Raw genomic sequence first — 23,460 nt, 5'->3', positions numbered from 1 at the left:
CATCCGGACACGACGTCGCAGGCTCGCCGTAGGCTGACCACATGAGCGACGCACGCGCGACTTCCTTCGGCTCGCAGGCCGGTGCCTACGAGCTCGCACGCCCCGACTATCCGTTCGAGGCGGTCGCATGGCTGCTCGAGCAGCTCCCGCACGGGGCCCGCCGGATCGCAGATGTCGGCGCAGGCACGGGCAAGCTCACACGCGTCCTGGTGAAGGCCCCGGATGCCGAGGTCGTGGCCGTCGATCCGGATGCCGAGATGCTCGCGACTCTCCGGCAGAACGTGCCCGGGGTCCCGACTTTCATCGGCACGGCCGAGCAGCTGCCGCTGCCGGATTCGAGTCTGGATGCCGTGGTGCTCGCCCAGGCCTGGCATTGGGTCGAACCGATCGCCGGCTCAGCAGAGGTGGGACGCGTCGTGCGCTCCGGGGGCGTGCTGGGGTTGATCTGGAACATCCGCGACGAACGGACCGAATGGGTGCGCCGGCTGACCGCGATCATGCACGGCAGCGCAGCCGAGCAGATGCTCTCCGGCGCCGGTCCGCGGGTCGCGTCACCGTTCGGGGCGCTCACGTCGCAGGAGTGGGAGTGGACGCGTCCGATGACGCGTGCGCAGCTGCATGATCTGGCGAGTTCACGCAGTGACGTGATCACGTCATCGGATGATGAGCGGCAGCGCATCCGGCGCGAGATGGACGAGCTGTTCGACGAGCTCGGTGCCCACGGCGACGACGAGATCGAACTTCCCTACGTGACCCGCGCCTTTCGGGCGGTGCGCGAATGAACAACCGGATCGATGCCGTCTTCTTCGATCTGGACGGCACGCTCGTCCATGACGGTGCGGGGGATGCCGTGCGTCAGACCGCTCAAGAGCTCGCGCGACGGCACGGGCTCGATGCGGACGCGATCCTCGCGGCGAACGCCGAGGTGTGGAGCGGATGCTGGGCCGAACAGGGCGAACGCTGGATGCGCGGTGAGCTTCCGAGCGACGCCCTGCCGCGTGAGATCTGGCGGCTGACGCTGGCAGATCTCGGCCGGGACGACGCGGCGCTCCTGGAGGAGGCCGCGCAGTTGCACGTCCGGGCCGAGCGGGGCACCTTCACGCTGTTCGCTGAGACGCTCGCGGTGCTGGAGGAGCTTCGTTCCGACGGCATCCCGTTGGGGGTCATCACGAACGGACCGGCCGAGTTCCAGCGCGCGAAGCTCGTGACGGTCGGGATCGACGGACTGTTCGATGTCGTGGTGGCCTCGGGGGACATCGGGGTGCTGAAGCCGGCCAACGAGATCTTCGACCGTGCGCTCGCCGGACTCGGAGTCGCAGCGCGGCGCGCGATCCACGTGGGCGACAACTTCGCCGCCGATGTCGTCGGCGCTGCGGATGCCGGCATGACAGCGGTCTGGATCAATCGCGACGCGGCGGTCGCGCCTCGATCGGACGTCGCCCATCGCGACATCCGTTCGCTGCGGAACGTGCTGGTCGAGCGCACGCAGAAGACCGGCATCCTGCGCGGGTAGACTCGTACCCCGTGGCTCTCACTATCGGCATCGTCGGCCTGCCCAACGTCGGCAAGTCCACCCTCTTCAACGCACTCACCAAGAACGACGTGCTCGCGGCGAACTATCCGTTCGCGACGATCGAGCCGAATGTCGGGGTGGTGAGCCTCCCGGACGCACGCCTCGGCACGCTCGCCGAGATCTTCGGCAGCGAGCGCATCCTTCCGGCGACGGTGTCGTTCGTGGACATCGCGGGCATCGTGCGCGGCGCGAGCGAGGGGGAGGGGCTGGGCAACCAGTTCCTCGCCAACATCCGCGAAGCCGACGCGATCGCGCAGGTCGTCCGCGGGTTCGCCGACGACGACGTCGTGCATGTCGACGGTGCAGTGAACCCGGCATCCGACATGGAGACGATCAACGCCGAGCTCATGCTCGCCGACCTCCAGACGCTCGAGAAGGCGATCACCCGGTACGAGAAGGAGGTGCGCGGGCGCAAGCTCGACCCCTCGGTGCTCGAAGCCGCCAACGCCGCGAAGGACGCTTTGGAACGCGGCATCCTCCTCTCGACCAGCGGGATCGATCTCGCACCCATCCGGGAGCTGGGCCTGCTGACGTCCAAGCCGGTCATCTTCGTCTTCAACGTCGATGAGACGGTTCTGACGGACGACGCGCGCAAGGCGGAGCTCGCCGCTCTCGTCGCTCCGGCGAAGGCGGTCTTCCTCGATGCGAAGATCGAGTCCGAGCTGATCGATCTGGACCCCGAGGATGCGGCGGAGCTGCTGGCGTCGACGGGGCAGGAGGAATCCGGACTCGACCAGCTCGCGCGCATCGGCTTCGACACGCTCGGTCTTCAGACGTACCTCACCGCCGGGCCGAAGGAAACCCGCGCCTGGACGATCGGCAAGGGCTGGAAGGCTCCGCAGGCCGCGGGTGTCATCCACACGGACTTCGAGAAGGGCTTCATCAAGGCCGAGGTCATCTCGTTCGATGACCTCGTCGAGACGGGATCCGTCGTGGAAGCCCGAGCCAAGGGCAAGGCGCGCCTTGAGGGCAAGGACTACGTCATGCAGGACGGCGACGTCGTTGAATTTAGGTTTTCAAACTAGCCTGATCGGCGATCAGCGCGAAGAAGCTTTCACGTTTCGAACGTGGAGTCGTAGTGCGCTGGCTGCGAATCCGGCGGCATCCGCTGTGCCGAAGGCGACGTGGAATTCGGTGTTCGTCTCGTACTGATCTGCGAGCCCACGGATCATGTCGAGAGATTTCGCGGTGTCGCCGGCGTGGGTGGGGGTTCCCGGAATCTCCTTGAACCACTGCGCGTGGACGGATGCGTGCGCTTGCGCGGCTTCGGAATCCGCGTCGTGTCCTTCTTCTTGGATCTGACGCCACCGCGCGAGCAGTGCCTCCGACCGTGTCTTCCACTCTCTCTGCTGGTGCAGGGACTTGCGATGCCACCACTGGTTGGAGGCCTCGAAAGCGTCCCGGCCCCAACGGGCCACAACTTCGGCCTCGTATCGATCGTTGAAGCCCTCGAGCATGACGTCTATGCGTGGCTGGCCTCCCTGACGCCGCATCTCCAGGGTGTGCTGCACCGCGTTGATACGTCGATCCAGGGTCTCGCGTTCTTTGGAGAGTTGATCCAAGTGTCCGGTGAGCGCTTCAATCTCCGTCTCCGGAGTGGCGCTCATCTCGAGTGCGGCCGCGATCTCGGTGAGGGGCATGCCTGTGTCGCGCAGAAGGAGAATCCTCTGCAATCGGGCAACCGCGTCGGGCCCGTAGTAGCGATAGCCGTTGGACCCGACGCGGTCTGGGAGGAGCAAACCGATCTGGTGGTAGTGGCGTATCGTTCGGCCGCTGATCCCGGCACGCTCTGCGATCTCGTTCACCGTCCACTCCACGGTTTACCTCCCTGTCCTGTGGTGTTCTCAGTCTTTTCCATCGAGACTCAGGCCAAGTCGCGTCGCGGCGACGCGCAGGATCTCGTCTGTAGGCGATGTAACGGCCTGCGCCGCAGTGATTCCGGTGGCATCCAGGTACGCGCGCACGAGCCGCGTACCCGCCGCGTATCCTGCTCCGGTCGGCAGGCCAACAGGCTCTGCGCCAAGAAGCTGGGCGCTCGCGTCACCATGAACCCACGCATTGAAGTTCTGCATGCCGGTCACGCTGAGACCTCTTGCAACTTTCGCAAGGACTTCGTCATCGCCTCGGGTCTGATCACTGACGAAATGAGTGTAGCCACGGTCGCCGTATAGCTCGGCGGCGAACTCGTCGGCGAGACCTTCTGAGGTCACCTGTTCGCCGACGGTCACCGTCATCGGATCCCAGATGACGCCGCCGGGGGAGTAGCGCACGTTGTGGTGTAGTTCATGCACGGCAATCGCTTCGAGTCGGTTGAGTACCTGAGGGGTCGGCCAGACCGTGATGGTGATGTAGCCGCTGATGCCTCCAAACGCGGACAGCCCCTGAACCTCGTTCACGAAGTGCTCGTTGGCAGGATCACCTAGGACGAGAAGAACCTGAAGGTCCGGCACATCGATGGCAGGATTGGCCGCCTTCAACGCCGCAACGCCGCGCTGGAGTGCCACGGTGATGCGACGCCAAGCATCCGCTTCGATGAGCTTCTCAATGCCCTGCTCGACCAACGGGGTGGGGTTCTCCCAATCGAAGCCGAAGTTCTGCCGATGCACGGCGGCCATATCCACGCCTCCCGGGACGAAGTGGTACATCCCCGCGAGCGGGGACCACATTTCACGGACGAGGTCGGGGCGCGCGTCCGATGCTGCTTTGAGAACCTCACTCATGGCCGCGGCGCTGTCAATCACTGAAATGGTCATGGAACAGGACGCTAAACCTTGCCGTCGCGTCAAGGTCAAACCGGTGCGACTAGCGGCGGACGGGCAACGTCCGTCGCGAGGTGCGGGCATTACCGGGCCGGCGTTGTGGCAAATGAACGGGCTGGGTCCGAGCGGTTGGTATGCACCGGAATGCGTCGAGTTTAGATCAGCGCTCCAGAACCCGGAGTCGAGGACGGCTCGGAAGCGAGCTTCCGGACCTGTCGAGTTCGAATGCTCTTCAAGCATCAGCTTTCGCGCGGCTGAGGCCCATCGAGACATACGCGGAGAACCCAGCTCGTTTCGCGAATTTGATGCGCCGTCGCTGCGTTTCGGTGAATCCGAGTTTGGCGTACAGTCTGAGGGCGGGGGTGTTGGTGTCCTTGATGTCGCGCAGCACGAAATCGTCGGAGGGCAGCTCCAGGAGTCGACGCATCAGCGCAGTGGCTATGCCTTTTCCCTGATACTGCGGCGCTGTCGTGACGAATGCAATCTCCGTCAGACCGGCGCGGGCACCGTCATAAGCCCCCATGAATTGACTTCGGATGATCCGATAGCTGATGATCCCGTGTATTCGCCCGAGCACGCGCTGGAGCTTGTGCCGATCCGGCTCGAAGCATTCCTGCTCGCCTTCGGTGACGACCGCGACCGCGGCGGGCTCGCCGTCGACGAGCGCGATATGGAAGCGCTCCAGGATGAGCATCGGGGCGAACGCGTCGGCAAGCACACCGGGGTCTTTGGAAAAGAACGCGAAATCCTCGGCGAACCCTTGCGTGAGAACTTCCGCGATCCTGTGCCGATACCCCTCACCCAGTTCGTCTGCGCGCGCGACTTCGATCTTCATCGGGGTCCTCCTGTGAACATTCGTAGGATCAGGTCGACATCGGGCTCCGCAGATCCCTCCCGAAGAGCAACGTGCATCGTCGTCATACCGGCAAGCATGGCGAAGTAATGAGCGGCCATTCGGGTTGGGTCTCCCGCAGTGATCTGGCCTGCGGCCTGGCCTCGACCGATGAGCAAGGCGAAGGCCCGCCAGAGCGCCCCCTGCGTTGCGGCCAGCCGCGCCGCAGTCCCCTCAGGAGTGTCCGTCGTAAAACCCTGGTTGATCACCATGTAGAACTCGGCCGCGCCGTTGTTCGCTGCGAGGTCCGCCACGTATACCTCGGTGAAGGATCGGATCATAGAGAGCGGGTCCCCTTCGGTCGAGAGCTGCGTGGTGACAGCCACGAGCCCGCGCGAGGCCTGTTCGATCAGTTCATCGAACAGCTCTTCCTTGCTCGCGTAGTGCCGGTAGATCGACCCGGTGCTGACCCTCGCTTCGGCGGCGATCTGGCGCACGTTCGTGGCCGCGAAACCGCGGTGCGCGAACACTCGGACGGCAGCCGTCTCCACAGCAGAGCGCGTGGCTGAGCGCAACGCTTCGTTCTGCTCCGTCGTCCGCGGCACGATGATCCTTTCAATGAACTTGTGTTCATTTTATGCAGCGATCGCACCGGGCGCAACTGGGTGCCCGACTAGGGTTGCTACGAGGTGCCTGGTGGGCAGTGGAATGATGCGCGGCCATAGGCCGACACTCAAAGGTTGGTACGTGTGGCGACGTGGTGGAGTTCCGCTTCAACAACTGACGTACGCGTCGAGCGGACGGGCCGTCGGCATGTCGGAAGCCCCGGCTACGGTCGGCGTATGACGATTCATCTTGAGGGCATTACCGTTCTCGCCGATGATGTGACGACTCTCGCTGATTTCTATGAGCTCGCACTCGGCTGGGAAGTGGAGGTTCGCGAAGAAGCGTACGTCGCGTTCGGGGGCCAGGGGGTGCGCGTCGCGATCTTCTCTCGCCGATTGATGAGCGAGAACACCGACAGCAATCCGGCATATGCCGCGCAGTTCACCGGCCAGGCATTCGAACTGAATCTTCAGTGTGAGAGCGCGGACGAGGTGGAGCGGTACTACGACCGGCTGGTCGCTGCAGGGGCGACGCCAACGGGGCGACCGGCGTTGCGGGAGTGGGGTCAGTTCGCGGGCTTCGTCGCGGATCCCGAGGGGAACATTCACTCGCTTTTTGCGAACGTCTAACGAATGCCGACATTTCTGCGCACGCTCTGGCGTCCGACACACCGAGCGCGTCGACCGCACCGCTCTCGCCGATGTAACCCGGAGGAGTTCTGCAACGCTTTTCTCGACACGGCTTCAGGGCGAGATTGCTCGTCACTGCAACTCTCAGGGGTTGGACGTGGGAGCCGTGTGTGAAAGGCCTTGGTCAGAATCTGCGAGTCGCGACGTCCGGTCGGTGTGAGGCTGCCAGCAGCTTGTTGAGCTCGTCGGCGGTCAAGGGGCGGCCACGGTCTGCCAGGTAGTCATCGCCGAACCCGTCTGGACCCTCTGCGTAGATCGCTGTGTATGCGCCGGATCCAGGCTCGGCTCGCCAGGACTCGTTGAGCGTTCCTGCGTCGATCGGATCGAAGCCGAGCGTTCGCACCAGTTCGCTGACTTCAGTGTTGGCCTGGGCATCGTTTCCGAACACGGGCAGTGCCGTCCGCGGCTCTGAGTTCGCGAGCAGAGGGATGTGGTGCGCGACGATGTTATTGAACGCCTTGACCAGTCGTGTGCCTGGCAGCAGTGCTTGCTCACGTTCGGCAGTGGTCGTCTCTCGGGTGTCCAGGGTCCGGATGCGTCCGTCGCGATCGGGATAGTAGTTGCCCGTGGACAGGATCATCTTGCCGTCCAGAACGGCATGCGGGAGTCGCTCGTACGCGGCGAGCGGAATGGCGATGACGACGAGGTCACTGAACGCGGCGGCCTCTTGCGTTGTGCCGGCGTGAGCGTTCGCGCCCAAGCCTGCCACGAGATCGGTGAGGGTCTCGGGCCCGCGGGAGTTGGCGATCGTCACCTGGATGCCTGCATCGACCGCGAGACGCGCGATGGCTTCGCCGATGGCTCCGCTGCCGATGATTCCGATCTGGGTCATTGCATGTCCTTACGACCGCCCTGCGGCGGATTGTCTTGTTCGTGTGGGGTGGTTCCGGCGTCGATGGCATCGAGTACGAGGGGCAGCAGACCGGGGAAGCGACGAGCGAGTGCGTCTGTGCGGAGCCAGTTGCGGTGACGTGTGCCGTCGACCTCCTGACTGATGAGTCCGGACTCGCGCAGGATCCGCCAATGCCGCGTGAGCGCAGACTTCGACACGCCGAAGTCGGAGCTGCTGCATGCGCCACCCGGATGGGACGCGATGTGCGAGACGATCGCCCGTCGCACGGGGTCTGACAGTGCGGATATCACGGCGAACAGATCGATCTCGTCCTCCGTCGGGACCGACAGGGGGCGAGCGAGTCGGCTTGCCATCAATGACTCCTCGAGCTCGTGTATGTACGCGTACTGACGTACATTGCATCCCATGTTCATCGTACTGCGTACATGAGCCGTGGTCCTGATGCGACCCAGAAGCGGTTCTGCGGCCTGAGTTCGCTCGAGCGTGACGCTCCAGTTGACGAGCGCCCTCGTCGCCGAGTCCTCTTTCTGTGATCGGGAGTGACGAATGGATGACAGGGTCAGTGACGAGAGGGACGCCGCAACGCCGCACACGCGACGCGGGACGATCCTCCAGGGCTCGAGGAGGAGGAACGGTGCAGATCAGGAACACCCCGCAGAGTTCCATCATGGCCCGGGAGACCGGGCCATGACCACAGACCTCGAGCGATGGCTCGCCCTGGCCAGGACTTCGCGGACGCGCGCTCGGATCCGCTGCTGGACGCTGCTGGATCGTGTCATGTCCGAGGGCCGGATGGGCGGGGAGATCCGGTTCCGACGCAACGCTCCCGATCCCCGGCACCTGACCGACGGGCAGTTCGATGGCTGGCCAGACCGGATTCCCGCGGGGGTCTCATGAACACTGATTCTGCCCCTCGCCGCCGTCCGGTTCGGTCCGTGCTCCGGCGAATCGGCCGCGCGCTTGTTCTCGAGTTCACACCTCCGCCGAAGCCCCGGCCCCGTCCCAATCGTGCGGACCTGCTGAACGGGCGCAGCGCCGTAGGTGTGATCCTCCACGCACGGTTGAATGAGACACCCGAAGGAGGATACGCCGACGACGATCTCGTGATCGAGGTCGAGGTCGAGGCGGCCGAGCCCGGTCAGACTGTGACGCTGCTGCGGACCGTGCGGTCTCCGCTGCTCGGAGCGTACGCCGGCCGTGCCCTCGTCGGACGCAAAGTGATCGTTCGGCATACCACGCTCGACCCGTCATACGCCGACGATATTCTCGTGGAGAAGTGGCCGGTCGAGGTCGAAAGGGCGCTGATGCCGTTCCGTCCGAGGGGCCGGGGAGCCGGCACCTATCGGACGTGGCGGTTCCTCTCGAGCCTTGGATTCGTGCTCGGCTATGGCGGAATCATGCTCGTGGTCCCCTCGCTATGTCTTCTCGTCGGCACGCTGTTTCTCGGGCCAGAGATGGCCGACAGCTTTCCGGCCTGGCTTCAACCGGGTGTCGTTTTCCCGGCGAGCCTCGTCGCGGTGCCCGTGGGTTTCTGGATCCACACCGCCTGTGACCTCCGCGCAGATGCGGCACGCTCGAGGATCGAACGACAGGCATCATGACTCATCACCGAAGCGGCAGAAGGGCGGGGTGCGCTGCCTCCATCGACGAGGCCGTAACCGGGGCCAATGAGCTCGCGCAGCGCATCGCAGCAGTCGGCGGGGCTGGACATCAAGAGTCAGATCTTCCATGGCCGTCGGAACACGGCGGAGTTCAGGTTCACGTCCGATCGCACGTCGCCAGCCTCCGGCTGCGAAGCAACTCCCCGTTTGTGCACCAGCAACGTCGATCAGGTCTGCTTGTGCTTCCTGGTCTCCACCACCTGGATGCGCCGGGATCTGAGCGTGGCGACAGCCTGCGCGTAGAGCTTCTGGTACTCGGCCGCAGGGTAGTGCTGCAGCCTGATGCGAACCGTGTGCTTGCCGTCCTTCGACGCGGCCCCGGCACATCCAGCGGTTCCCTCAGGCGCAGCACCAGATCGCGATTCAGATGCTTTCTGTCCCACAGGACGCGCGCCTTGGCGTTGTTGATGTACTGGACCGAAGTCGCTCCCTTGATCGACCCCCAGGGGATCACGTGGCCTCCGCAGACTATGACGCCGGCGTCGCCGAACTCCAGATCGATCGCGTCGTCGCCGGTGCGCATCGCCCCGGCAATCCCGGTCACCAAGCCGTACGCGCCGAAGGCCAGACCCACACCCCCGAGCGTCAACGGCCCCCCGCTGAACCAGATCCGGGCCTTGTCCACCGACATCTCCGGCAAACCGTTCAACACCAGGTACAGTCCCAGCGCGAACAGCGGCGCGCCCAGGAGCACCAGGACCAGGCTTCGCCAGATCCTCGGCCGGTGGTACTCGCTCCTGCTGGTGAAGCTTCGCGTCCGCGTCCCACGCAAGGTGCTTTCCCTCATGCGATCGATGCCTTCTGGTCGGTTCGATGAACGGACCATTCTACGGAGCCTCGCGAACCGGGGATCGCCGCGCAGACCGCGCTGGCCAAGATCAAACGGGCGCTGCCGGCCGATGAAGCCGAGAGGGTCGATGCGCTGCTCGGAGTGATGGCGAGTTCCTCCCCGTACGGACAAGCGGCTCCCGATCCTGCGCTGATGCTGACCGTGGCGGAGGCCGTGGAATCTCGTCGAGCCCTCGATCTGCGGTACGTCGGCAGCGAGGGCGTCCCGTCTCGGCGCACGGTCCACCCGTATGGCCTGATAGCGCACTCGGAACGGTGGTACCTCATCGCCTTCGACAGCGGTTCGCAGGAGGAACGGACCTTCCGAGTCGACAGGATCCGGTCGGCTCGGCCGCTGCGCGAGATCCTCGCCGCCCCACGGCGGCCGGATGCGCAAGGGAACCTGCTCGACCGGTTCGCGGATGCTGACTGTCGCTGGCGCGTGGTGCTGCATATCCGGACGACCGAGGAGCGCATCCGCGTTCGACTGCCGCGCAGCGTCGCCCGACTCGAGCGGTCGGATGGTGCAGAGGCGGGCACAGACGATCAGGATCTGCTCCGGTACCGGGCGGAGATCCATGCCGAGAGCCTCGACTGGCTGCCGTCCGTGATCGCCGCGCTCGACTGCGAGGTGACGATCGAAGGCCCGGACGAGCTACGAGGCCGCGACAGGGCTGCGGCGGCGAGGATGCTGCACGCGGCGGACGACGGCACGAGACCTGCCGGGGCCTGAGCCCGCCGGGCGCGGCAGCGGTTCCGGTGTCGGAGCCCAGTGCGAAGATGGGCGCATGCCCGAGTCTCCGGAGGTTCAGGTGCTCGTCGAGTTCCTCGGCGAGCAGGTCGAAGGCCGCATCGTCGCAGACATCGACGTCGGCGAGTTCCGCATCGTCAAGACGCGCGATCGTCCGCCCGACTCGCTCGTCGGCGCCCGGATCACCGAGGTGCGGCGCTTCGGCAAGCATGTCGGCTTCGCCACGACCGCAGGCTGGCTGATGATCGGGTTCGGTCGCAACGGCTGGTTCCGATGGCAGGCGGCGGAAGACCCGTCCGGCGATGAGCCTGCACCGGAGGTCGCACGGATCGTGCTCGAGGATGGGGCCGTGATGCGACTCGTCGATACGGGCGACTTTCTCGCTGTCACCGCGTCGGTCGTCGATGCGCCGACGGATGTCGCGGGCGTCGCCGCCCTCGGACCGGATCCGCTCTCATCGGAGTTCTCGCGCGAGGACTTCGAACGCGCACTCGGCACCAGACGGAAGCAGATCAAGGCACTGCTGCAGGAGCAGACTTCGATGGCCGGAATCGGCAACGCCTACTCGGATGAGATCCTGCATCGAGCGCGGTTGCCCCACGCGGTTCACGCGGCAGCCCTCGACGCGGATGCGCGGGAGCGACTGTTCCACGCGACGGTCGGCATCCTGAGCGCGGCGGTCGCGGACCGGCAGGGGCTGCCACCGGACCGGCTCAAGCAGGCGAAGGTCGAGGCGATGGTCGTGCACGGCCGCGGCGGTCAAGCGTGTCCGGTGTGCGACACGACGATCATCGATCACGTTTCCGGCGGCGCATCCGCGCAGTTCTGTCCGCACTGCCAGCCAGATCGCGCTGTCGTCTGATTCTTCGACACCGCACGGCTGGACGAGCGCCTCGCGGATGACGGGCATCGAGGTGGTGGGCACGCGCCCTCGTCTCGCAGGGCCCACCGGGCATGTAGTGTTCGTCGATGGTGCCGACGATGCGAGGAGTTCCGATTCGATGACTGACCAGTTGCCACTCTGCCCGGAGTGCGGGAGCGAATACGCGTACGAGCAGGGCGCCCTCCTCGTCTGCCCGATGTGCGCGCACGAATGGGCGCCGAGCGAAGCCGAGTCGGCTGAGACCGGCGATCTGCCGGGCGTCGTGAAGGATGCCGTGGGCAACGTCCTCGCGGACGGTGACACGGTGACGATCGTCAAGGACCTCAAGGTCAAGGGTGCCGGCGGCGGCGTTGTGAAGGTCGGCACGAAGGTGCGCGGCATCCGGCTCATCTCCGACGGCGTCGGCGACCACGACATCGATGCGAAGGTGCCGGGCTTCGGTCAGATGCAGTTGAAGTCCAGCGTCGTGAAGAAGGTCGTCTGATCCCGTGATCGCCGAGAGCACGGCGCGGTGGGCTGACCCGATGTCCCTCCACATCGTCGTGCGCGACGTACTGACAACCGACGAGATTGCCGCTGTGAAGGATCTGTTCGACGCCGAGTACCTCGACGACTTCGGTGAATGGGACCCCGCCCAGCCGTACGGCTACGCACCACACGATCTGCACGTGATCGCACGATCCGACGAGGGCATCGTCGGGCACGTGGGGTGGGGCCGTCGCACAATCGGCGTCGACGATGCATCGCTCGTCATCGCCGGAGTCGGCGGCGTGCTCGTCTCGCCGCAGACTCGTGGGCTCGATCTGGGAAAGCGGATGCTGGCGTACGCGGCCGCGTCGATGCGAAGCGCGGGCGGGATCGACTTCGGCTACCTGGGCTGCCGCGAACAGGTCGTGCCGTTCTACGAATCGTGCGGATGGCATCGCGTCGTCGCGGCGGAACGCTCGATCGCACGAGACGGGATGCCGGTCGAGGACGAGCCGGGGCAGCCCCTGCTCGTGCTGCCCGTCGAGCGGGATCTCGCGTCCTGGCCTGCCGGCACCGTCGATCTCCGCGGCCGCGCGTGGTGATGCCGGCGTAACCTGTGAGTGTCGAAGGAGGAGCGCCATGACGTTCGATGCTCAGCATCCGGGACACATTCCCGCGCCCGGTGAGTCGTCCGTCCCCGAGCTCGAGGAGGACGAGACGATCGCGCCTCGTCCCGAAGAGGAGATCGCCGACGTCCTGCGCGCCGAACCCGACGTCTCCGATCACAGTGCGGGCCGCGGTTGACGGCGTCGGTCACGCTTCAGCGGGGCGAAGTCTCGCTCGCCGTCACAGACTTCGGCGGTGACGGTCCGCCGGTCCTCCTGCTTCATGGACTCGCCGGCAGCTCGCGAGAGCTGATTCCCACAGCAGAAGCGCTCGCGGACGCGTTCCGTGTTCTGCTCGTGGACCAGCGCGGCCACGGATGCAGCACGCGCCGGCCGACGGATCTCTCCCGCGAGGCGCACGTGGGAGATGTCGTCCATGTGCTGGAGTCGCTCGCTCCAGGACAGCGCAGCGTGCTGGTCGGTCAGTCGATGGGCGCGCATACGGCATTCCTCGCCGCCGCCGCACGCCCGGATCTCGTCGATCGGCTGGTGATGCTCGAGGGGCATGTCGCCGGTGATGCGGATCCGAAGTCCGCCGCCGACCTCGGTCAGTTCTTCGCGTCGTGGCCACCGACGTTCCGTGACGAGTCCCACGCGCGGCAGCTCCTCGGCGGCGAAGCGATCGTGGATGCCTGGATCGCGGACCTCGAAGCCACTCCGGATGGGCTGCGTCCGCGTTTCGACGCCGACATCATGGAGCGCACGATCAGAGCGGTGCATGCACCGAGATGGCAGGAGTGGGAGAGCTTGGAGGTGCCGACGTTCGCCGTCTTCGCTCGCCGAGGAATGTTCGCGTCGGCAGAGAAGGAAGAACTGCTGACCCGCCGACCAGCCACGCGACGCATCGACCTGCGCGGGGGCAGTCACGATGCGCATCTCGATGCATTCGACGAGTGGATCAGCGTGCTGAGAGCGTGGCTGCTCTCACCGGCGCAGCGGGTGCCCTCCGGTAACATTGTCAGTCCGTGCCGCGCCCGCATGGCCGAAGGCGATCATGACGGCCATACGAGAGGACTGACCACGTGAGCGAGAGCAGCATCTTCGACCCGACCGGCCGTGCCGTGCGCTACGTCGACGAGGGGGAGGGCCCCGTCGCCCTCGTGCTGATCCCCGAGGCCGACACCGACAACGAGGTGCTCGGCATCGTGGCTCACTACCTCGCCGAGGAGGCCGGTTTCCGCGTGCTGCGCATCGGGCACCGGCCGGGTGAGGCGACACTGGCCGAGCGTTCCGACGACGTCATCGCGGTGATGGATCAGGTGGGCCTCGCCGACGCCTGGATCGGCGGACACGGCTTCGGCGGTTCGGTCGCGGCGACCGTCGTCGCCGAGCACCCCGACCGGTCGAACGGCCTGCTCCTGCTGGGAGTTGCGGATGCCGGGATCGCCCTGGCGCCTGTGCTGCCGATCCTCATCGTGCAGGCCACCGCCGACGAGGTCACTCCGATGTCGAACGCCGAGCAGCTGCACGCCACCGCGCCCGAGCGCTCGAGCATCAAGACTGTCGAGGGGGCGGATCACCTGTTCCCGGTGACGCATCCTGTCGAGACGGCGGTCATCATCGAGGAGTACCTCGACTGGGACTGAACGGTCACGCCGTCCGACGCCCCGCTCCCTGCAGCAGCGTGTCGACGATGCGGGCGGCCAGCGTGTCGACGTCGAGTCCGGCATCGTCCGCGGACTCCTGCAGAGTCGCCGCGAGCAGCGCGTAGTACACGCGCCGGATCCACAGCAGGTCGGTGCCGTCGGCGATGAGTCCGGCATCCCGTGCGCGCTCGAGCACGGTGAGACAGTGCTGAGCGATACTCGCGTGCAGTTGCGCGGCCGTGCTTTCGGCTTCGGACGGGATGCTGAGTGCGAACGCCCACGCGCTCTTCACGTCGAGCACATTCGCGGTGATCCGGTGCAGTGCCACGAGGGGCGGGGCTGTATCGGGGTGTCCGTCGTCGATCGCCCGGATGAGGCGCTCGGCAGCCGACAGAGCCAGGGTGTCGAGCAGGGCCTGTCGGTTCACGAAGCGGCGATGGATGGTCGTGCGCGCGACCCCCGCAGCCATCGCGATCTTCTCCATCGGCGCCCCGGGATCAACCGAGAGCGTGCGCTCAGCGGCCTCGAGGATCGCATGGACGCTGCGTTCGGCATCCGCTCGCAGCGGGCGCGGGGTCGAGGTCGACATGACAAAACAGTACTACCGTGATTGCCTTTCTGCTATAACTGCAACAACACTGTTGCGGATAGAAAGGCCAAGCGCATGGGATCGACCACGTTGCCGGCAGCCGGGGGCGCGGCGGCGATGCTGCTCGTGGGCACGTCGGCGGCCGTGTCCGCCATGATCGCCGACTATCCCGTGCTGCTCGGCCAGGCGCTGCGTTACGCGCTCGCCGCCGTCATCCTGCTGCTGGTCGCGCGCCGGATGCGGCTGCCGCGAGCGCGATTGACGACGCGCGAACTGCTCCTACTGCTCGCGCTGTCCGCCACCGGACTGGTCGGATTCAATGTCTTCCTCGTCGAGGCCACGCGTCACGCGAGCCCCGCGATGATCGGTAGCGTGGTCGGAGCGGTCCCCATCGTGCTCGCGATCGCGGGTCCGGTGCTGCAACGGAGGCGTCCCACAGCCCGACTCATCGCAGCAGCGGTGGTCGTGACGTCCGGCGTGGTCGTCGCGGCCGGATTCGGGGGAGCGAGTCTGCATGGCGTCCTGCTCTCGATCGGCGCCCTGCTGTGCGAGGTCGCCTTCTCACTGCTGGCCGTTCCGCTGCTGCCCAAGCTCGGGGCGCTGCGCGTCGCGGCGTACCCTGCCACGCTCTCGGTCATTCCGCTGGTGATCGTGGGCGTCGCGGTGGATGGTGCCGCCTCGATGCGCCTGCCGACGCCGACCGAGGCGGTCGCGTTCGGGTACCTCGGTGCGATCGTCACCGCGCTCGCCTTCCTCCTCTGGTATCAGGCTCTCCACCGCCTCGGCGCCGATCGCGCCGGCCTCTTCGCAGGGCTGGTCCCTGTCGGCGCGTTGCTGACGACTGCAGTGCTCGGTGTCGGGGTCGTGCACCTGTCGCATATCATCGGGACCCTGCTGGTGACGATCGGGGTCGTCGTCGGCATGCGTCCCTCGCGCACGGACGCCCTGATCGAATCGGGCACGGATGATCGGGCGGTGCGGACGGCCTCCGACGAACATTGATGACGAAAGGAGGACCGCATGATCGGCACCCTGAACGCTCTGGTCGACCTGATCGAGGACGACCTCGACGACGATCAGCCGGGGCAGGACATCGACCTGGCGGCGTTCGCCCGTACGCACGCCACAACCGAATACCACCTGCGGCGCATGTTCGCATCGCTCGCCGGGATGCCGGTGTCGGAGTACATCCGCCGGCGACGCATGACTCGTGCGGCGGCGGATCTCGTCTCCGGTGCGCCCGACCTGCTGACGGTCGCGGTGCGCCACGGATATGGCTCGGTCGAGGCTTTCGGGCGCGCGTTCCGGGCCGTGCATCACACCGCGCCGGCTCAGGTGCGCCGAGAAGGCGGTCCTCTCCGCACACAACCCACGCTCAGATTCCGTCTGAGCGTCGAAGGGAGAATCCCCATGGACGTCACCATCATCGATCGCCCAGCGCTCGACCTCGTCGGCCATGCCGTCGAGGTGCCCCTCATCCACGAGGGCGTCAACCCGCACATCCAGGCCCATATCGCGTCCCTCGCACCGCAGGAGCACCTGCGGCTGAAGGAGCTCAGCAACACCGATCCGGCCGGCATCCTCGCCGTCTCCGATGGTCCGGAGCCGGATGCCGCGGAGGGGACACCGCTCACCTACCTGCACGGCGTCGCCGTTTCCGAAGGCACTCTCGTGCCCGACGATCTCGACGTGATCGCGTTGCCGGCCGGCTCATGGGCGGTCTTCGCCTCCAGCGGAGCGTTCCCGGGGACGCTGCAACGGCTGTGGGCTGCGACCGCCACCGAATGGTTCCCGTCGAACCCGTGGCGCCTGCGTCCCGGCCCGTCGATCGTCCGCTATCTCGAATTGACCGAGACGCACGCGACATGCGAGCTCTGGCTGCCGGTCGAGCGGGCATAGACGCGGCAACCGGCGGTGTGGTCACCCGGAACGGGTGACCACACCGCGTCAATCGCGCGTTGATCGTCGCCGAGGCAGTACGGTTCCAGAGGCCAGCCGCAACGGCGGCAGCACTCGTGCCGTGACGGCGGCATCCAAAGAAAGGCACACACCCATGAACTTCTGGGCATCATTCTGGGACATCATCTGGTGGTTCATCCTCGTCTTCGCGTTCGTGTCGTACCTGTACGCACTGTTCGCCGTGATCGGCGATCTTTTCCGCGACCGCAAGCTCAACGGCGGGTGGAAGGCAGTCTGGATCATCTTCCTGATCTTCGTGCCGTTCCTCACCGTGCTGGTGTACCTGATCGCGCGCGGCAACGGCATGGCCGAGCGCTTCGCCGCTCAGGCCGAAGCCGCCAAGGCATCCACCGATGCTTACATCCAGCAGGTCGCAGGCGCGAGCCCGACCGACGAGATCGCGAAGGCCAAGGACCTCCTGACCTCCGGTGCCATCACCACCGAGGAGTTCGACGCGCTCAAGGCCAAGGCCCTGAGCTGATCCTGCTTCAAGGCTGACCGAGCCGCCCCTCGTCGACGTCGTCGACGAGGGGCGGCTCTGTGTCCGAGCGGATCAGGATGCCGCGAGCGCCGCGGCCAGAGTCGGCGCGAGCCCCGGGATCTCGTCGACGGGCACCGCCAGCGCCAGGAGCGACCGGCTGAGGAAGTTGCGTGCACCAGCCGCGAGGGTGATGTCCACGATCTGCCGGTCGCTGAAACCGGCATCCCGCAGTTCCTGTGTGTCGGCATCCGTCATCGCGGCCGCGTCGGTCGACAATTTTCTGGCGAAGCGGATCACGATCTGTTCGCCCGATGAGAAGCCGCTGTCGTCGCCCTGAGTGAACGCCATCAGTCCGTCTTCGTCCACGACCTCGGCGCGCAACGCCTTGCGACCGTGCGCGAGCAGGCAGTGCGGGGAGCCGATGGCCTGTGCCGCCCCGAGCGTCGCGGCTTCGTAGATGCTGAGGCCGATCGACGGGACGATGGCACGCACCAGTTGCTCGAACGCGGCGTGGGCCTCCGGGTTCACGGCCAGCGCCTGAGTATGCGCGAAGACGAAGCCGTCGTCCGAGACGTCCGCGGCGTACATCTCGGCGACGTGGCCGACGGCGGTCTCCGCCGGTGGGGGAGCGATGATCATGACAGCGTCCGTCCTGATCGGCGCGGACACCGATCAGGACGGACGCTACTCGCCCGGAGTCCCGGACGGAAGAGGGCTCAGACGGGCTGGGGCAGAATCGTGAAGCTGACGGTGCCTTCGCCGTCCACGCCAGCATCCAGCACCTTGTCGGCCAGCGCCTCGGCGGCGGCGGTCTCGAGGAACACCCGGGTTCCGGCGGCCTCGATGATCTGGTCGGCCGGCTCGGGGGAGGGGACGACGTGCACGGCGAAGCGCGTCTCTCCGTTCGGACCCGGTGCCGGCGCGGATTCGATCCGCAGTCCGGCGTCGTCTCCGTTCTCCTGGCCCGTCACGATCGTGGTGACGACGGCGTTTGCATTGTCGGTGAGGGTGAGCACGGCGCTCTCCTTCCGTTCGCGGGCACACCCCGGTCGAGGCATGTCCGGGCCACGATTCCCGACGATGCCGCCCGCTTCAACCCCCTCACGGGGACTCGGAGGGTTCTCCCACCTTGGCGGGGCTCACTCGGCTAGGGTCTCCTCGCGCAGGCGAGGCTCGGTCCGTCGCTCCGGCCGCACCCCGGCCTTGTCGGCATAGAACGCGCGGATCGTGTCCATGTCCGATGACACTGCGCCGGTCAGGGAGATCGTCGGGCCCAGACCCGCGGTCATCGTGGTCCGGTCGACGTAGCCGAGCGTGACCGGCATCCCCGTCTGCCTGGCGATGCGGTAGAAGCCGCTCTTCCAGTAATCGTTGTCGCCGCGCGTGCCGTCGGGCGTGATCACCAGGCCGAAGACGGTCCCGGCATCCACCTGCTCGACGACGTCGGTCACGACGCGGCCGGGGTCGTCTCTGTCGACGGGGATGCCGCCGAGACGGCGCATGATCGGTCCGCGCCAGCCGCGGAAGAGGCTCTTCTTGCCCAACCAGTGGACGTCGATTCCGAGACGCCACGCGATGGCCAGCATGAGCACGAAATCCCAATTGGACGTGTGCGGCGCCCCGAGCAGGATGGTGGGACGATCCGGCACCTTCTCTCCGGCCAGCGTCCAACGACTGAACGCCCAATAGATCCGGGACAGGAGGCGTTTGAGCATCAGACAACCGTAGGCGAACGCATATGCAGTCCGGGGTATGCAGCGGACCTCAGCGGCGATTCGCGAGCCGGGGGAGCAGCACCCACAGTGCCATGACGACCGCGCTCGCCGCGATCAGCACTGTCACGGAAGCGGAGCGCCCGAGCACGAAGTCGAAGATCAGCGCCGTGACCCCCACGCTCAACAGGCCGATGACGCAGAGGTTCGCCTTCACGATGCGCGACGTGAAGCGGACGAGGTCGGGTTTCCGGTGGAGCCCGAACCACGCGCGATGCAGACCGACCGGAGTCAGCGACAGGATGGTCGCCAGCGCTGCCAAGCCGACCAGAACGAGATAGGCGCCGCGCTGGATGTCATCCAGTTCCGTGAATCGGGGCTGGAACGCGACTGCGAGCAGGAAGCCGGACAGGACCTGGGTGCCGGTCTGCATGACGCGCAGCTCCTGCATGAGTTCGTCCCAGTTGCGATCGGCCCGCTCATCGGGCGTCTCGTCGCGGCCGTCGACCGTGGCATCCACATCGCTCATATCGGCAGTCTCGGGCGCTGCCGTCCGGATGTCCAGGGGGAGTTGCGCAGCGAGCCCTCCCGCGTACGCAGGCGTAGCATGGAGGGATGAGCGATCCTCAGACCCCCGAAGTCCCGTCCGCAGCGCAGCCTCTTGCAGCGCCCGCGGGACTCGACCTGCTGGGCGACACCGGTGCCGGTGTCTGCAGCGGCGGGTTCTGCGCACTGCCGACCGACTGAGTCCTTCGGCGACGTCCGCCCCGCCGAAGGCAGGGCGGACGCACAGCCGTCAGTGACCGCCGTGGAAGCCGTCGCCGGCGTCATCCGCCGGCTTGCGGACGAAGCCCGAGAGAACCACCGCGGCGAGCGAGATGATCGCAGCCAGCAGGAACGCCGTCCGGGCCCCCGGTGCTCCAGCGGCCGCAGTGGAGAGTCCTGCGTCCTCACCGGCGTGCAGGATCGACGAGTAGATCACCGTCATGACAGCGACGCCGGCGGCGCCGGCCACCTGCTGCAGGGTGTTCAGGACAGCCGACCCGTGCGAGTAGAAGCGGCGCTCCAGCGATCCGAGCGATGCGGAGAACAGCGGCGTGAACGACATGGCCAGACCCACCGACATCACGGTCTGCACGATCACGAGCATCACCCACGGGGTGTGCTGGCCGACCGTCGAGTAGTAGAACAGCGCCGCGGAGATCATGATCGTGCCCGGCACGAGCAGCGTGCGCGTACCGCGGGAGTCGTAGACGCGTCCCATCACCGGACCGAGCAGACCCATGAGGACCGAGCCGGGCAGCAGGATGAGCCCGGACTGCAGGGCATCCAGCCCCGCGACGGTCTGCAGGTACTGGGGCAGCAGCGTGAGGGTGCCGAACATCGACAGCGCGACGATCGCCATGATGATGACGGCGATCGTGAAGTTCCGCGAGCGGAACACGCGCAGGTCGAGCAGTGCGTCGTCGATGCGCTGCAGCACGAGCTGGCGCCACACGAACAGCGCCAGGGCGATCGCGCCGACGACCAGTGCGACGATGCCGGTGGTCGCGGCGCCGGCGGCGTGGCCGCCGAACTGGCTGAGGCCGTACACGATGCCGCCGAAGCCGAAGGCGGCGAGCGGGATCGACAGCAGGTCGAGGGGAACCTTCTTCGTCTCGCCGAGGTTCGTCATCCACTTCGCACCCATGAGCAGCGCCACGATCGCGATCGGCAGCACGATGGCGAACAGCCACCGCCAGCTCAGCGTCGTGAGGACCGCTCCGGCGAGGGTCGGGCCGATCGCCGGGGCCAGCGAGATGACGAGACCGACGCGGCCCATCATGCGACCGCGGGACTGCGGCGGCACGACGTTCATCATCGTGGTCATCAGCAGGGGCATCATGACGCCGGTACCGGCGGCCTGGATCACGCGACCCGCGAGGAGCACGGTGAATCCCGGTGCCACGAGGCAGACCAGGGTGCCGAGCGTGAACGCGCTCATCGCGGCGATGAACACCTGACGGGTGGTGAAGCGCTGCAGGATGAATCCGGTCGTCGGGATCACGACGGCCATCGTCAGCATGAACGCACTCGTCAGCCACTGCCCGAGCTCGGGCGGCAATCCCAGGTCCTCGTTGAGGTGCGGGATCGCGATGCCCATCGTGGTCTCGTTGAGGATCGCGACGAATGCGGCGACCAGCAGCAGCCAGATCACGCGCATGTCGGAGCGCGGGATCATGGGTGCCTGCTTGGCGGTTGTGGGTATGGAACCAGTGGTTGTGGCCATGACGTCTCCTTGCGTTCAGGACGGGCGGACGGCCACCGGCGGAACTGTCAGAACCAGCATCCGCGCGAGGGCAAGCCTCAAGAGTAACCGTGGGGTGCGACATCGCATTCCCGATCCGAGGACGGATCCCGAGAATTCTTCCGGCGTTAGGCTGACCGCATGAGCATGGGCGGCGGACACGGTGGCGGGGGTCGCGGCGGCTCTGGTGGCGGGGCTGGATTCCGCGGAGTCGACGAGGCGGCGCAGAAGCGCCTGAATGCCGAGGCGCCCCGCATCCCCGGGCTCGGGAACCGTGTCTTCGGCCTATTCCGCCCCTATGTCTGGCGCATTGTCATCACCGGCATCCTGGTCATCGCGGGAGCCGCCATCGCCGTGATCCCGCCGCTGCTCGTCCAGCGCATCTTCGACGATGCGCTCTTCCCCGTCGACGGATCCGGTCCCGATGTCTCGCTGCTGATCCGACTCGTCGCGATCATGATCGGACTCTTCCTCGTCTCCGCCGTCCTCGGCGTCGCGCAGACGTGGTTCACCTCGACGGTCGGCAACCGCGTCACGGGCGATCTCCGCGTGAAGCTGTTCGAGCATCTGCAGGAGATGGAACTCGGCTTCTTCACGCGCACGAAGACCGGCGTCATCCAATCGCGTCTGCAGAACGACGTCGGTGGCGTCTCGGGCGTGCTCACGAACACCGTCACGAGCATCCTGGGCAACACGGTCACCGTCGTCGCCTCCCTCGTCGCGATGATCCTCATCGACTGGCGGCTCACTCTCATCGCCGTCGTCATGATGCCCATCCTGATCATCGTGCAGCGCCGCGTCGGCCAGGTGCGGGCCCGCATCGCGGGAGAGACGCAGGAGTCTCTGAGCGAACTGACGAGCATCACGCAGGAGACGCTGAGCGTCTCGGGGATGCTGCTGTCGAAGTCGTTCAACCGGCAGCGCGCCGAGTCGGAGCGCTATCAGGCGGAGAACCGCAACCAGGTCGTGCTGCAGGTGCGCCGTGCCATGAGCGGCCAGGGCTTCTTCGCCGTCGTGCAGGTGCTGATGGCGTCCGTGCCGGCGATCATCTACCTCGTCGCCGGATACTTCATCGCCGGGGGAGTCGACGCGATCACCGCCGGCACAGTCGTCGCGTTCACGACGGTGCAGGCGCGTCTGCTGATGCCGCTGATGGGTCTGATGCGCGTCGCGCTGGACCTTCAGACGTCGGCGGCCCTGTTCGCCCGCATCTTCGAGTACCTGGACCTGGTCCCCGCGATCCAGGATGCGCCGGATGCCGTCGAGGTCGCCGACGCGCCGGGGCCGCGCGGGCGCGTGGAGTTCCGCGATGTCGTCTTCCGGTATCCGGATGCGGCGGCGGACGCGCGCCCGACGCTGCAGGGCGTCTCCTTCACGGCAGAGCCGGGACAGCACGTCGCGTTCGTCGGTCCGTCCGGCGCCGGCAAGACCACGGTGCTGTACCTCGCGCCGCGGATGTACGAGGCGGCTGAAGGGCAGGTCTTCTTCGCAGGCGCCGACGTGCGCGATCTCACGCAGGAGTCCATCATCGACGAGATCGGCATCGTCTCGCAGGAGACCTATCTCTTCCACGCGACGATCCGCGAGAACCTGATGTACGCGAAGCCGGACGCCACCGAGGACGAGGTCATCGCGGCGTGCAGAGCCGCGAACATCGACCACATCATCAGCGGTTTCGAGCACGGTTACGACACGGTCGTCGGCGAACGCGGGTACCGGCTCTCGGGCGGAGAGAAGCAGCGGATCGCGATCGCGCGCGTGCTGCTGAAGGATCCGCCCGTCCTCCTGCTCGACGAGGCCACGTCGGCGCTGGACACGGTCTCGGAGCGGGTCGTGCAGGAGGCTCTGGATGAGGCGGCGAGGGGGCGCACGGTGCTGTCGATCGCGCACCGCCTGTCGACCGTGATCGGCGCCGATGTCATCCACGTCCTCGAAGCGGGTCGTATCGTCGAATCCGGCACGCACGCCGAGCTTCTTGCGGCCGGTGGACTCTACGCCGAGCTCGCAGCGCAGCAGATCGCGGCATCCAGAATCGTCGGAGCGGAGGAAGCGGCAGAGGCGAGCGCGGCCGCCGGGTTCTCGGGCGCCGTGGCGGCGGCGCTCGCGGCGCGCCGGGCGGATCAGGCTCCGGACGACTCGGCCGGAGCGGATGCCGTGGCTGCCCTCACCGCGCCCGTGCCGCTGCTCGAGGAGAGCGCTTCGGAAGAACGCGTCGTTCCGCCGGAGGCGTGAACGAGACATCGGAGGTCTTGCCGAGTTTTCTTGACCTCGGGTCCCG

The 23,460-nt window shown here is 66.6% G+C and carries 30 protein-coding genes; 17 read left to right on the top strand and 13 right to left on the bottom strand.

Annotation, left to right across the window (positions count from 1 at the left end; all coding sequences use genetic code 11):
* Positions 1-41 precede the first annotated feature (41 nt).
* The 3 genes from AC3ANJ_RS12895 to ychF are packed head-to-tail and all read left to right on the top strand — an operon-like array spanning position 42 to position 2,598.
* Positions 42-782: a class I SAM-dependent methyltransferase gene (locus tag AC3ANJ_RS12895; RefSeq protein WP_488316646.1), complete on the top strand. Its 741-nt coding sequence runs from the start codon at positions 42-44 to the stop codon at positions 780-782.
* Positions 779-1,513, top strand: coding sequence for an HAD family hydrolase (locus tag AC3ANJ_RS12890; RefSeq protein WP_488316645.1), 735 nt, complete (start codon positions 779-781; stop codon positions 1,511-1,513). Before AC3ANJ_RS12895 ends, AC3ANJ_RS12890 begins: the two co-directional genes overlap by 4 nt.
* Before the next feature lie 11 nt (positions 1,514-1,524).
* Positions 1,525-2,598, top strand: a complete 1,074-nt coding sequence (gene ychF, locus AC3ANJ_RS12885; protein WP_488316644.1) for a redox-regulated ATPase YchF — start codon at positions 1,525-1,527, stop codon at positions 2,596-2,598.
* Positions 2,599-2,610: 12 nt separating this feature from the next.
* Here ychF and AC3ANJ_RS12880 read toward each other — a convergent pair whose 3' ends face one another.
* From AC3ANJ_RS12880 to AC3ANJ_RS12865, 4 genes are all read right to left on the bottom strand, one after another.
* Entirely contained in the window at positions 2,611-3,378 is a 768-nt protein-coding gene (locus AC3ANJ_RS12880) for a MerR family transcriptional regulator (protein WP_488316643.1), read from the bottom strand.
* 39 nt (positions 3,379-3,417) lie between these two features.
* Positions 3,418-4,326, bottom strand: a complete 909-nt coding sequence (locus AC3ANJ_RS12875) for a DUF2268 domain-containing putative Zn-dependent protease (RefSeq protein ID WP_488316642.1) — start codon at positions 4,324-4,326, stop codon at positions 3,418-3,420.
* 238 nt (positions 4,327-4,564) lie between these two features.
* Positions 4,565-5,167 carry a GNAT family N-acetyltransferase gene (locus AC3ANJ_RS12870; RefSeq protein ID WP_488316641.1) on the bottom strand — a complete coding sequence of 201 codons (603 nt, stop codon included), beginning with the start codon at positions 5,165-5,167 and terminating at the stop codon, positions 4,565-4,567.
* Positions 5,164-5,769, bottom strand: a complete 606-nt coding sequence (locus tag AC3ANJ_RS12865) for a TetR/AcrR family transcriptional regulator (protein WP_488316640.1) — start codon at positions 5,767-5,769, stop codon at positions 5,164-5,166. The genes AC3ANJ_RS12870 and AC3ANJ_RS12865 overlap by 4 nt, the downstream gene beginning before the upstream one ends.
* 237 nt (positions 5,770-6,006) lie before the next feature.
* On the opposite strand from AC3ANJ_RS12865, the gene AC3ANJ_RS12860 reads away from it, so the two are divergent.
* Positions 6,007-6,399 (top strand): VOC family protein, encoded by a 393-nt coding sequence (locus AC3ANJ_RS12860; RefSeq protein ID WP_488316639.1) that lies wholly within the window; start codon positions 6,007-6,009, stop codon positions 6,397-6,399.
* Positions 6,400-6,583: 184 nt separating this feature from the next.
* On the opposite strand, the gene AC3ANJ_RS12855 is transcribed toward AC3ANJ_RS12860, so the two are convergent.
* Together AC3ANJ_RS12855 and AC3ANJ_RS12850 are read right to left on the bottom strand one after the other, a co-directional pair.
* Complete coding sequence (locus AC3ANJ_RS12855; RefSeq protein WP_488316638.1) at positions 6,584-7,291, bottom strand: NADPH-dependent F420 reductase; 708 nt, start codon at positions 7,289-7,291, stop codon at positions 6,584-6,586.
* Positions 7,288-7,665, bottom strand: a complete 378-nt coding sequence (locus tag AC3ANJ_RS12850; protein ID WP_488316637.1) for an ArsR/SmtB family transcription factor — start codon at positions 7,663-7,665, stop codon at positions 7,288-7,290. Before AC3ANJ_RS12850 ends, AC3ANJ_RS12855 begins: the two co-directional genes overlap by 4 nt.
* A gap of 708 nt (positions 7,666-8,373) precedes the next feature.
* Between AC3ANJ_RS12850 and AC3ANJ_RS12845 the strand changes: the two genes are divergently transcribed.
* Complete coding sequence (locus AC3ANJ_RS12845; RefSeq protein ID WP_488316636.1) at positions 8,374-8,913, top strand: hypothetical protein; 540 nt, start codon at positions 8,374-8,376, stop codon at positions 8,911-8,913.
* Between the two features lie 157 nt (positions 8,914-9,070).
* Here the strand turns inward: AC3ANJ_RS12845 and AC3ANJ_RS12840 are convergent, their stop codons facing one another.
* Positions 9,071-9,667 (bottom strand): hypothetical protein, encoded by a 597-nt coding sequence (locus AC3ANJ_RS12840; protein WP_488316635.1) that lies wholly within the window; start codon positions 9,665-9,667, stop codon positions 9,071-9,073.
* 288 nt (positions 9,668-9,955) lie between these two features.
* Here AC3ANJ_RS12840 and AC3ANJ_RS12835 point away from each other — a divergent pair, with 288 nt between their 5' ends.
* The 7 genes from AC3ANJ_RS12835 to AC3ANJ_RS12805 all read left to right on the top strand — a co-directional run bounded on the left by AC3ANJ_RS12835 (position 9,956) and on the right by AC3ANJ_RS12805 (position 14,154).
* Positions 9,956-10,534 carry a WYL domain-containing protein gene (locus AC3ANJ_RS12835; protein WP_488316634.1) on the top strand — a complete coding sequence of 193 codons (579 nt, stop codon included), beginning with the start codon at positions 9,956-9,958 and terminating at the stop codon, positions 10,532-10,534.
* Between the two features lie 55 nt (positions 10,535-10,589).
* On the top strand, positions 10,590-11,414 hold the full coding sequence (locus AC3ANJ_RS12830) for a DNA-formamidopyrimidine glycosylase family protein (protein WP_488316633.1): 825 nt from the start codon (positions 10,590-10,592) through the stop codon (positions 11,412-11,414).
* Positions 11,415-11,553: 139 nt separating this feature from the next.
* Positions 11,554-11,919, top strand: a complete 366-nt coding sequence (locus AC3ANJ_RS12825) for a zinc ribbon domain-containing protein YjdM (RefSeq protein ID WP_488316632.1) — start codon at positions 11,554-11,556, stop codon at positions 11,917-11,919.
* A 40-nt stretch (positions 11,920-11,959) separates the two neighbouring features.
* The gene (locus AC3ANJ_RS12820) at positions 11,960-12,505 is read left to right on the top strand and encodes a GNAT family N-acetyltransferase (RefSeq protein WP_488316631.1); all 546 of its coding nucleotides are present in this window, start codon (positions 11,960-11,962) and stop codon (positions 12,503-12,505) included.
* Between the two features lie 37 nt (positions 12,506-12,542).
* A complete protein-coding gene (locus AC3ANJ_RS12815) occupies positions 12,543-12,707 on the top strand; it encodes a hypothetical protein (protein ID WP_488316630.1) in 165 nt (54 codons plus the stop codon).
* Entirely contained in the window at positions 12,704-13,594 is an 891-nt protein-coding gene (locus AC3ANJ_RS12810) for an alpha/beta fold hydrolase (protein ID WP_488316629.1), read from the top strand. The genes AC3ANJ_RS12815 and AC3ANJ_RS12810 overlap by 4 nt, the downstream gene beginning before the upstream one ends.
* Positions 13,591-14,154: an alpha/beta fold hydrolase gene (locus tag AC3ANJ_RS12805; protein ID WP_406249492.1), complete on the top strand. Its 564-nt coding sequence runs from the start codon at positions 13,591-13,593 to the stop codon at positions 14,152-14,154. The genes AC3ANJ_RS12810 and AC3ANJ_RS12805 overlap by 4 nt, the downstream gene beginning before the upstream one ends.
* 4 nt (positions 14,155-14,158) lie before the next feature.
* Here the strand turns inward: AC3ANJ_RS12805 and AC3ANJ_RS12800 are convergent, their stop codons facing one another.
* Positions 14,159-14,743, bottom strand: a complete 585-nt coding sequence (locus tag AC3ANJ_RS12800; RefSeq protein WP_488316628.1) for a TetR/AcrR family transcriptional regulator — start codon at positions 14,741-14,743, stop codon at positions 14,159-14,161.
* A 75-nt stretch (positions 14,744-14,818) separates the two neighbouring features.
* Here AC3ANJ_RS12800 and AC3ANJ_RS12795 point away from each other — a divergent pair, with 75 nt between their 5' ends.
* The 3 genes from AC3ANJ_RS12795 to AC3ANJ_RS12785 all read left to right on the top strand — a co-directional run bounded on the left by AC3ANJ_RS12795 (position 14,819) and on the right by AC3ANJ_RS12785 (position 17,183).
* The gene (locus AC3ANJ_RS12795) at positions 14,819-15,745 is read left to right on the top strand and encodes a DMT family transporter (RefSeq protein WP_488316627.1); all 927 of its coding nucleotides are present in this window, start codon (positions 14,819-14,821) and stop codon (positions 15,743-15,745) included.
* Positions 15,746-15,763: 18 nt separating this feature from the next.
* Positions 15,764-16,642 carry a GyrI-like domain-containing protein gene (locus AC3ANJ_RS12790; protein ID WP_488316626.1) on the top strand — a complete coding sequence of 293 codons (879 nt, stop codon included), beginning with the start codon at positions 15,764-15,766 and terminating at the stop codon, positions 16,640-16,642.
* Between the two features lie 154 nt (positions 16,643-16,796).
* Positions 16,797-17,183: an SHOCT domain-containing protein gene (locus AC3ANJ_RS12785; RefSeq protein ID WP_488316625.1), complete on the top strand. Its 387-nt coding sequence runs from the start codon at positions 16,797-16,799 to the stop codon at positions 17,181-17,183.
* A 72-nt stretch (positions 17,184-17,255) separates the two neighbouring features.
* Here AC3ANJ_RS12785 and AC3ANJ_RS12780 read toward each other — a convergent pair whose 3' ends face one another.
* The 4 genes from AC3ANJ_RS12780 to AC3ANJ_RS12765 all read right to left on the bottom strand — a co-directional run bounded on the left by AC3ANJ_RS12780 (position 17,256) and on the right by AC3ANJ_RS12765 (position 19,424).
* Positions 17,256-17,822, bottom strand: a complete 567-nt coding sequence (locus AC3ANJ_RS12780) for a carboxymuconolactone decarboxylase family protein (RefSeq protein ID WP_488316624.1) — start codon at positions 17,820-17,822, stop codon at positions 17,256-17,258.
* A 77-nt stretch (positions 17,823-17,899) separates the two neighbouring features.
* The gene (locus AC3ANJ_RS12775) at positions 17,900-18,199 is read right to left on the bottom strand and encodes a Fe-S cluster assembly protein HesB (RefSeq protein WP_406249498.1); all 300 of its coding nucleotides are present in this window, start codon (positions 18,197-18,199) and stop codon (positions 17,900-17,902) included.
* 123 nt (positions 18,200-18,322) lie between these two features.
* Positions 18,323-18,898 (bottom strand): 1-acyl-sn-glycerol-3-phosphate acyltransferase, encoded by a 576-nt coding sequence (locus AC3ANJ_RS12770; RefSeq protein ID WP_488316623.1) that lies wholly within the window; start codon positions 18,896-18,898, stop codon positions 18,323-18,325.
* A 49-nt stretch (positions 18,899-18,947) separates the two neighbouring features.
* Complete coding sequence (locus tag AC3ANJ_RS12765; RefSeq protein WP_488316622.1) at positions 18,948-19,424, bottom strand: DUF6328 family protein; 477 nt, start codon at positions 19,422-19,424, stop codon at positions 18,948-18,950.
* 86 nt (positions 19,425-19,510) lie between these two features.
* Between AC3ANJ_RS12765 and AC3ANJ_RS12760 the strand changes: the two genes are divergently transcribed.
* Complete coding sequence (locus tag AC3ANJ_RS12760; RefSeq protein ID WP_488316621.1) at positions 19,511-19,642, top strand: hypothetical protein; 132 nt, start codon at positions 19,511-19,513, stop codon at positions 19,640-19,642.
* 49 nt (positions 19,643-19,691) lie between these two features.
* Here the strand turns inward: AC3ANJ_RS12760 and AC3ANJ_RS12755 are convergent, their stop codons facing one another.
* Positions 19,692-21,164 carry a DHA2 family efflux MFS transporter permease subunit gene (locus AC3ANJ_RS12755; protein ID WP_488316620.1) on the bottom strand — a complete coding sequence of 491 codons (1,473 nt, stop codon included), beginning with the start codon at positions 21,162-21,164 and terminating at the stop codon, positions 19,692-19,694.
* Between the two features lie 165 nt (positions 21,165-21,329).
* On the opposite strand from AC3ANJ_RS12755, the gene AC3ANJ_RS12750 reads away from it, so the two are divergent.
* Positions 21,330-23,414 (top strand): ABC transporter ATP-binding protein, encoded by a 2,085-nt coding sequence (locus AC3ANJ_RS12750; protein WP_488319276.1) that lies wholly within the window; start codon positions 21,330-21,332, stop codon positions 23,412-23,414.
* Positions 23,415-23,460 lie beyond the last annotated feature (46 nt).

The organism is Microbacterium sp. STRO-1N (assembly GCF_057748015.1).
The sequence above is the reverse complement of the archived record's forward strand: the minus strand, read 5'-3'. Positions and strand labels throughout refer to the sequence as shown.

Bases quoted from the DNA above. Each gene is read 5' to 3' on its own strand.
- AC3ANJ_RS12780 (WP_488316624.1), bottom strand. From the start codon at position 17,822: ATGATCATCGCTCCCCCACCGGCGGAGACCGCCGTCGGCCACGTCGCC.
- AC3ANJ_RS12860 (WP_488316639.1), top strand. From the start codon at position 6,007: ATGACGATTCATCTTGAGGGCATTACCGTTCTCGCCGATGATGTGACG.
- AC3ANJ_RS12870 (WP_488316641.1), bottom strand. From the start codon at position 5,167: ATGAAGATCGAAGTCGCGCGCGCAGACGAACTGGGTGAGGGGTATCGG.
- AC3ANJ_RS12760 (WP_488316621.1), top strand. From the start codon at position 19,511: ATGAGCGATCCTCAGACCCCCGAAGTCCCGTCCGCAGCGCAGCCTCTT.
- AC3ANJ_RS12755 (WP_488316620.1), bottom strand. From the start codon at position 21,164: ATGGCCACAACCACTGGTTCCATACCCACAACCGCCAAGCAGGCACCC.
- AC3ANJ_RS12800 (WP_488316628.1), bottom strand. From the start codon at position 14,743: ATGTCGACCTCGACCCCGCGCCCGCTGCGAGCGGATGCCGAACGCAGC.
- AC3ANJ_RS12795 (WP_488316627.1), top strand. From the start codon at position 14,819: ATGGGATCGACCACGTTGCCGGCAGCCGGGGGCGCGGCGGCGATGCTG.
- AC3ANJ_RS12770 (WP_488316623.1), bottom strand. From the start codon at position 18,898: ATGCTCAAACGCCTCCTGTCCCGGATCTATTGGGCGTTCAGTCGTTGG.
- AC3ANJ_RS12750 (WP_488319276.1), top strand. From the start codon at position 21,330: ATGGGCGGCGGACACGGTGGCGGGGGTCGCGGCGGCTCTGGTGGCGGG.
- AC3ANJ_RS12850 (WP_488316637.1), bottom strand. From the start codon at position 7,665: ATGGCAAGCCGACTCGCTCGCCCCCTGTCGGTCCCGACGGAGGACGAG.
- AC3ANJ_RS12890 (WP_488316645.1), top strand. From the start codon at position 779: ATGAACAACCGGATCGATGCCGTCTTCTTCGATCTGGACGGCACGCTC.
- AC3ANJ_RS12815 (WP_488316630.1), top strand. From the start codon at position 12,543: ATGACGTTCGATGCTCAGCATCCGGGACACATTCCCGCGCCCGGTGAG.
- AC3ANJ_RS12855 (WP_488316638.1), bottom strand. From the start codon at position 7,291: ATGACCCAGATCGGAATCATCGGCAGCGGAGCCATCGGCGAAGCCATC.
- AC3ANJ_RS12895 (WP_488316646.1), top strand. From the start codon at position 42: ATGAGCGACGCACGCGCGACTTCCTTCGGCTCGCAGGCCGGTGCCTAC.
- AC3ANJ_RS12785 (WP_488316625.1), top strand. From the start codon at position 16,797: ATGAACTTCTGGGCATCATTCTGGGACATCATCTGGTGGTTCATCCTC.
- AC3ANJ_RS12835 (WP_488316634.1), top strand. From the start codon at position 9,956: ATGCTGACCGTGGCGGAGGCCGTGGAATCTCGTCGAGCCCTCGATCTG.
- AC3ANJ_RS12830 (WP_488316633.1), top strand. From the start codon at position 10,590: ATGCCCGAGTCTCCGGAGGTTCAGGTGCTCGTCGAGTTCCTCGGCGAG.
- AC3ANJ_RS12875 (WP_488316642.1), bottom strand. From the start codon at position 4,326: ATGACCATTTCAGTGATTGACAGCGCCGCGGCCATGAGTGAGGTTCTC.
- AC3ANJ_RS12820 (WP_488316631.1), top strand. From the start codon at position 11,960: ATGTCCCTCCACATCGTCGTGCGCGACGTACTGACAACCGACGAGATT.
- AC3ANJ_RS12765 (WP_488316622.1), bottom strand. From the start codon at position 19,424: ATGAGCGATGTGGATGCCACGGTCGACGGCCGCGACGAGACGCCCGAT.
- AC3ANJ_RS12825 (WP_488316632.1), top strand. From the start codon at position 11,554: ATGACTGACCAGTTGCCACTCTGCCCGGAGTGCGGGAGCGAATACGCG.
- AC3ANJ_RS12790 (WP_488316626.1), top strand. From the start codon at position 15,764: ATGATCGGCACCCTGAACGCTCTGGTCGACCTGATCGAGGACGACCTC.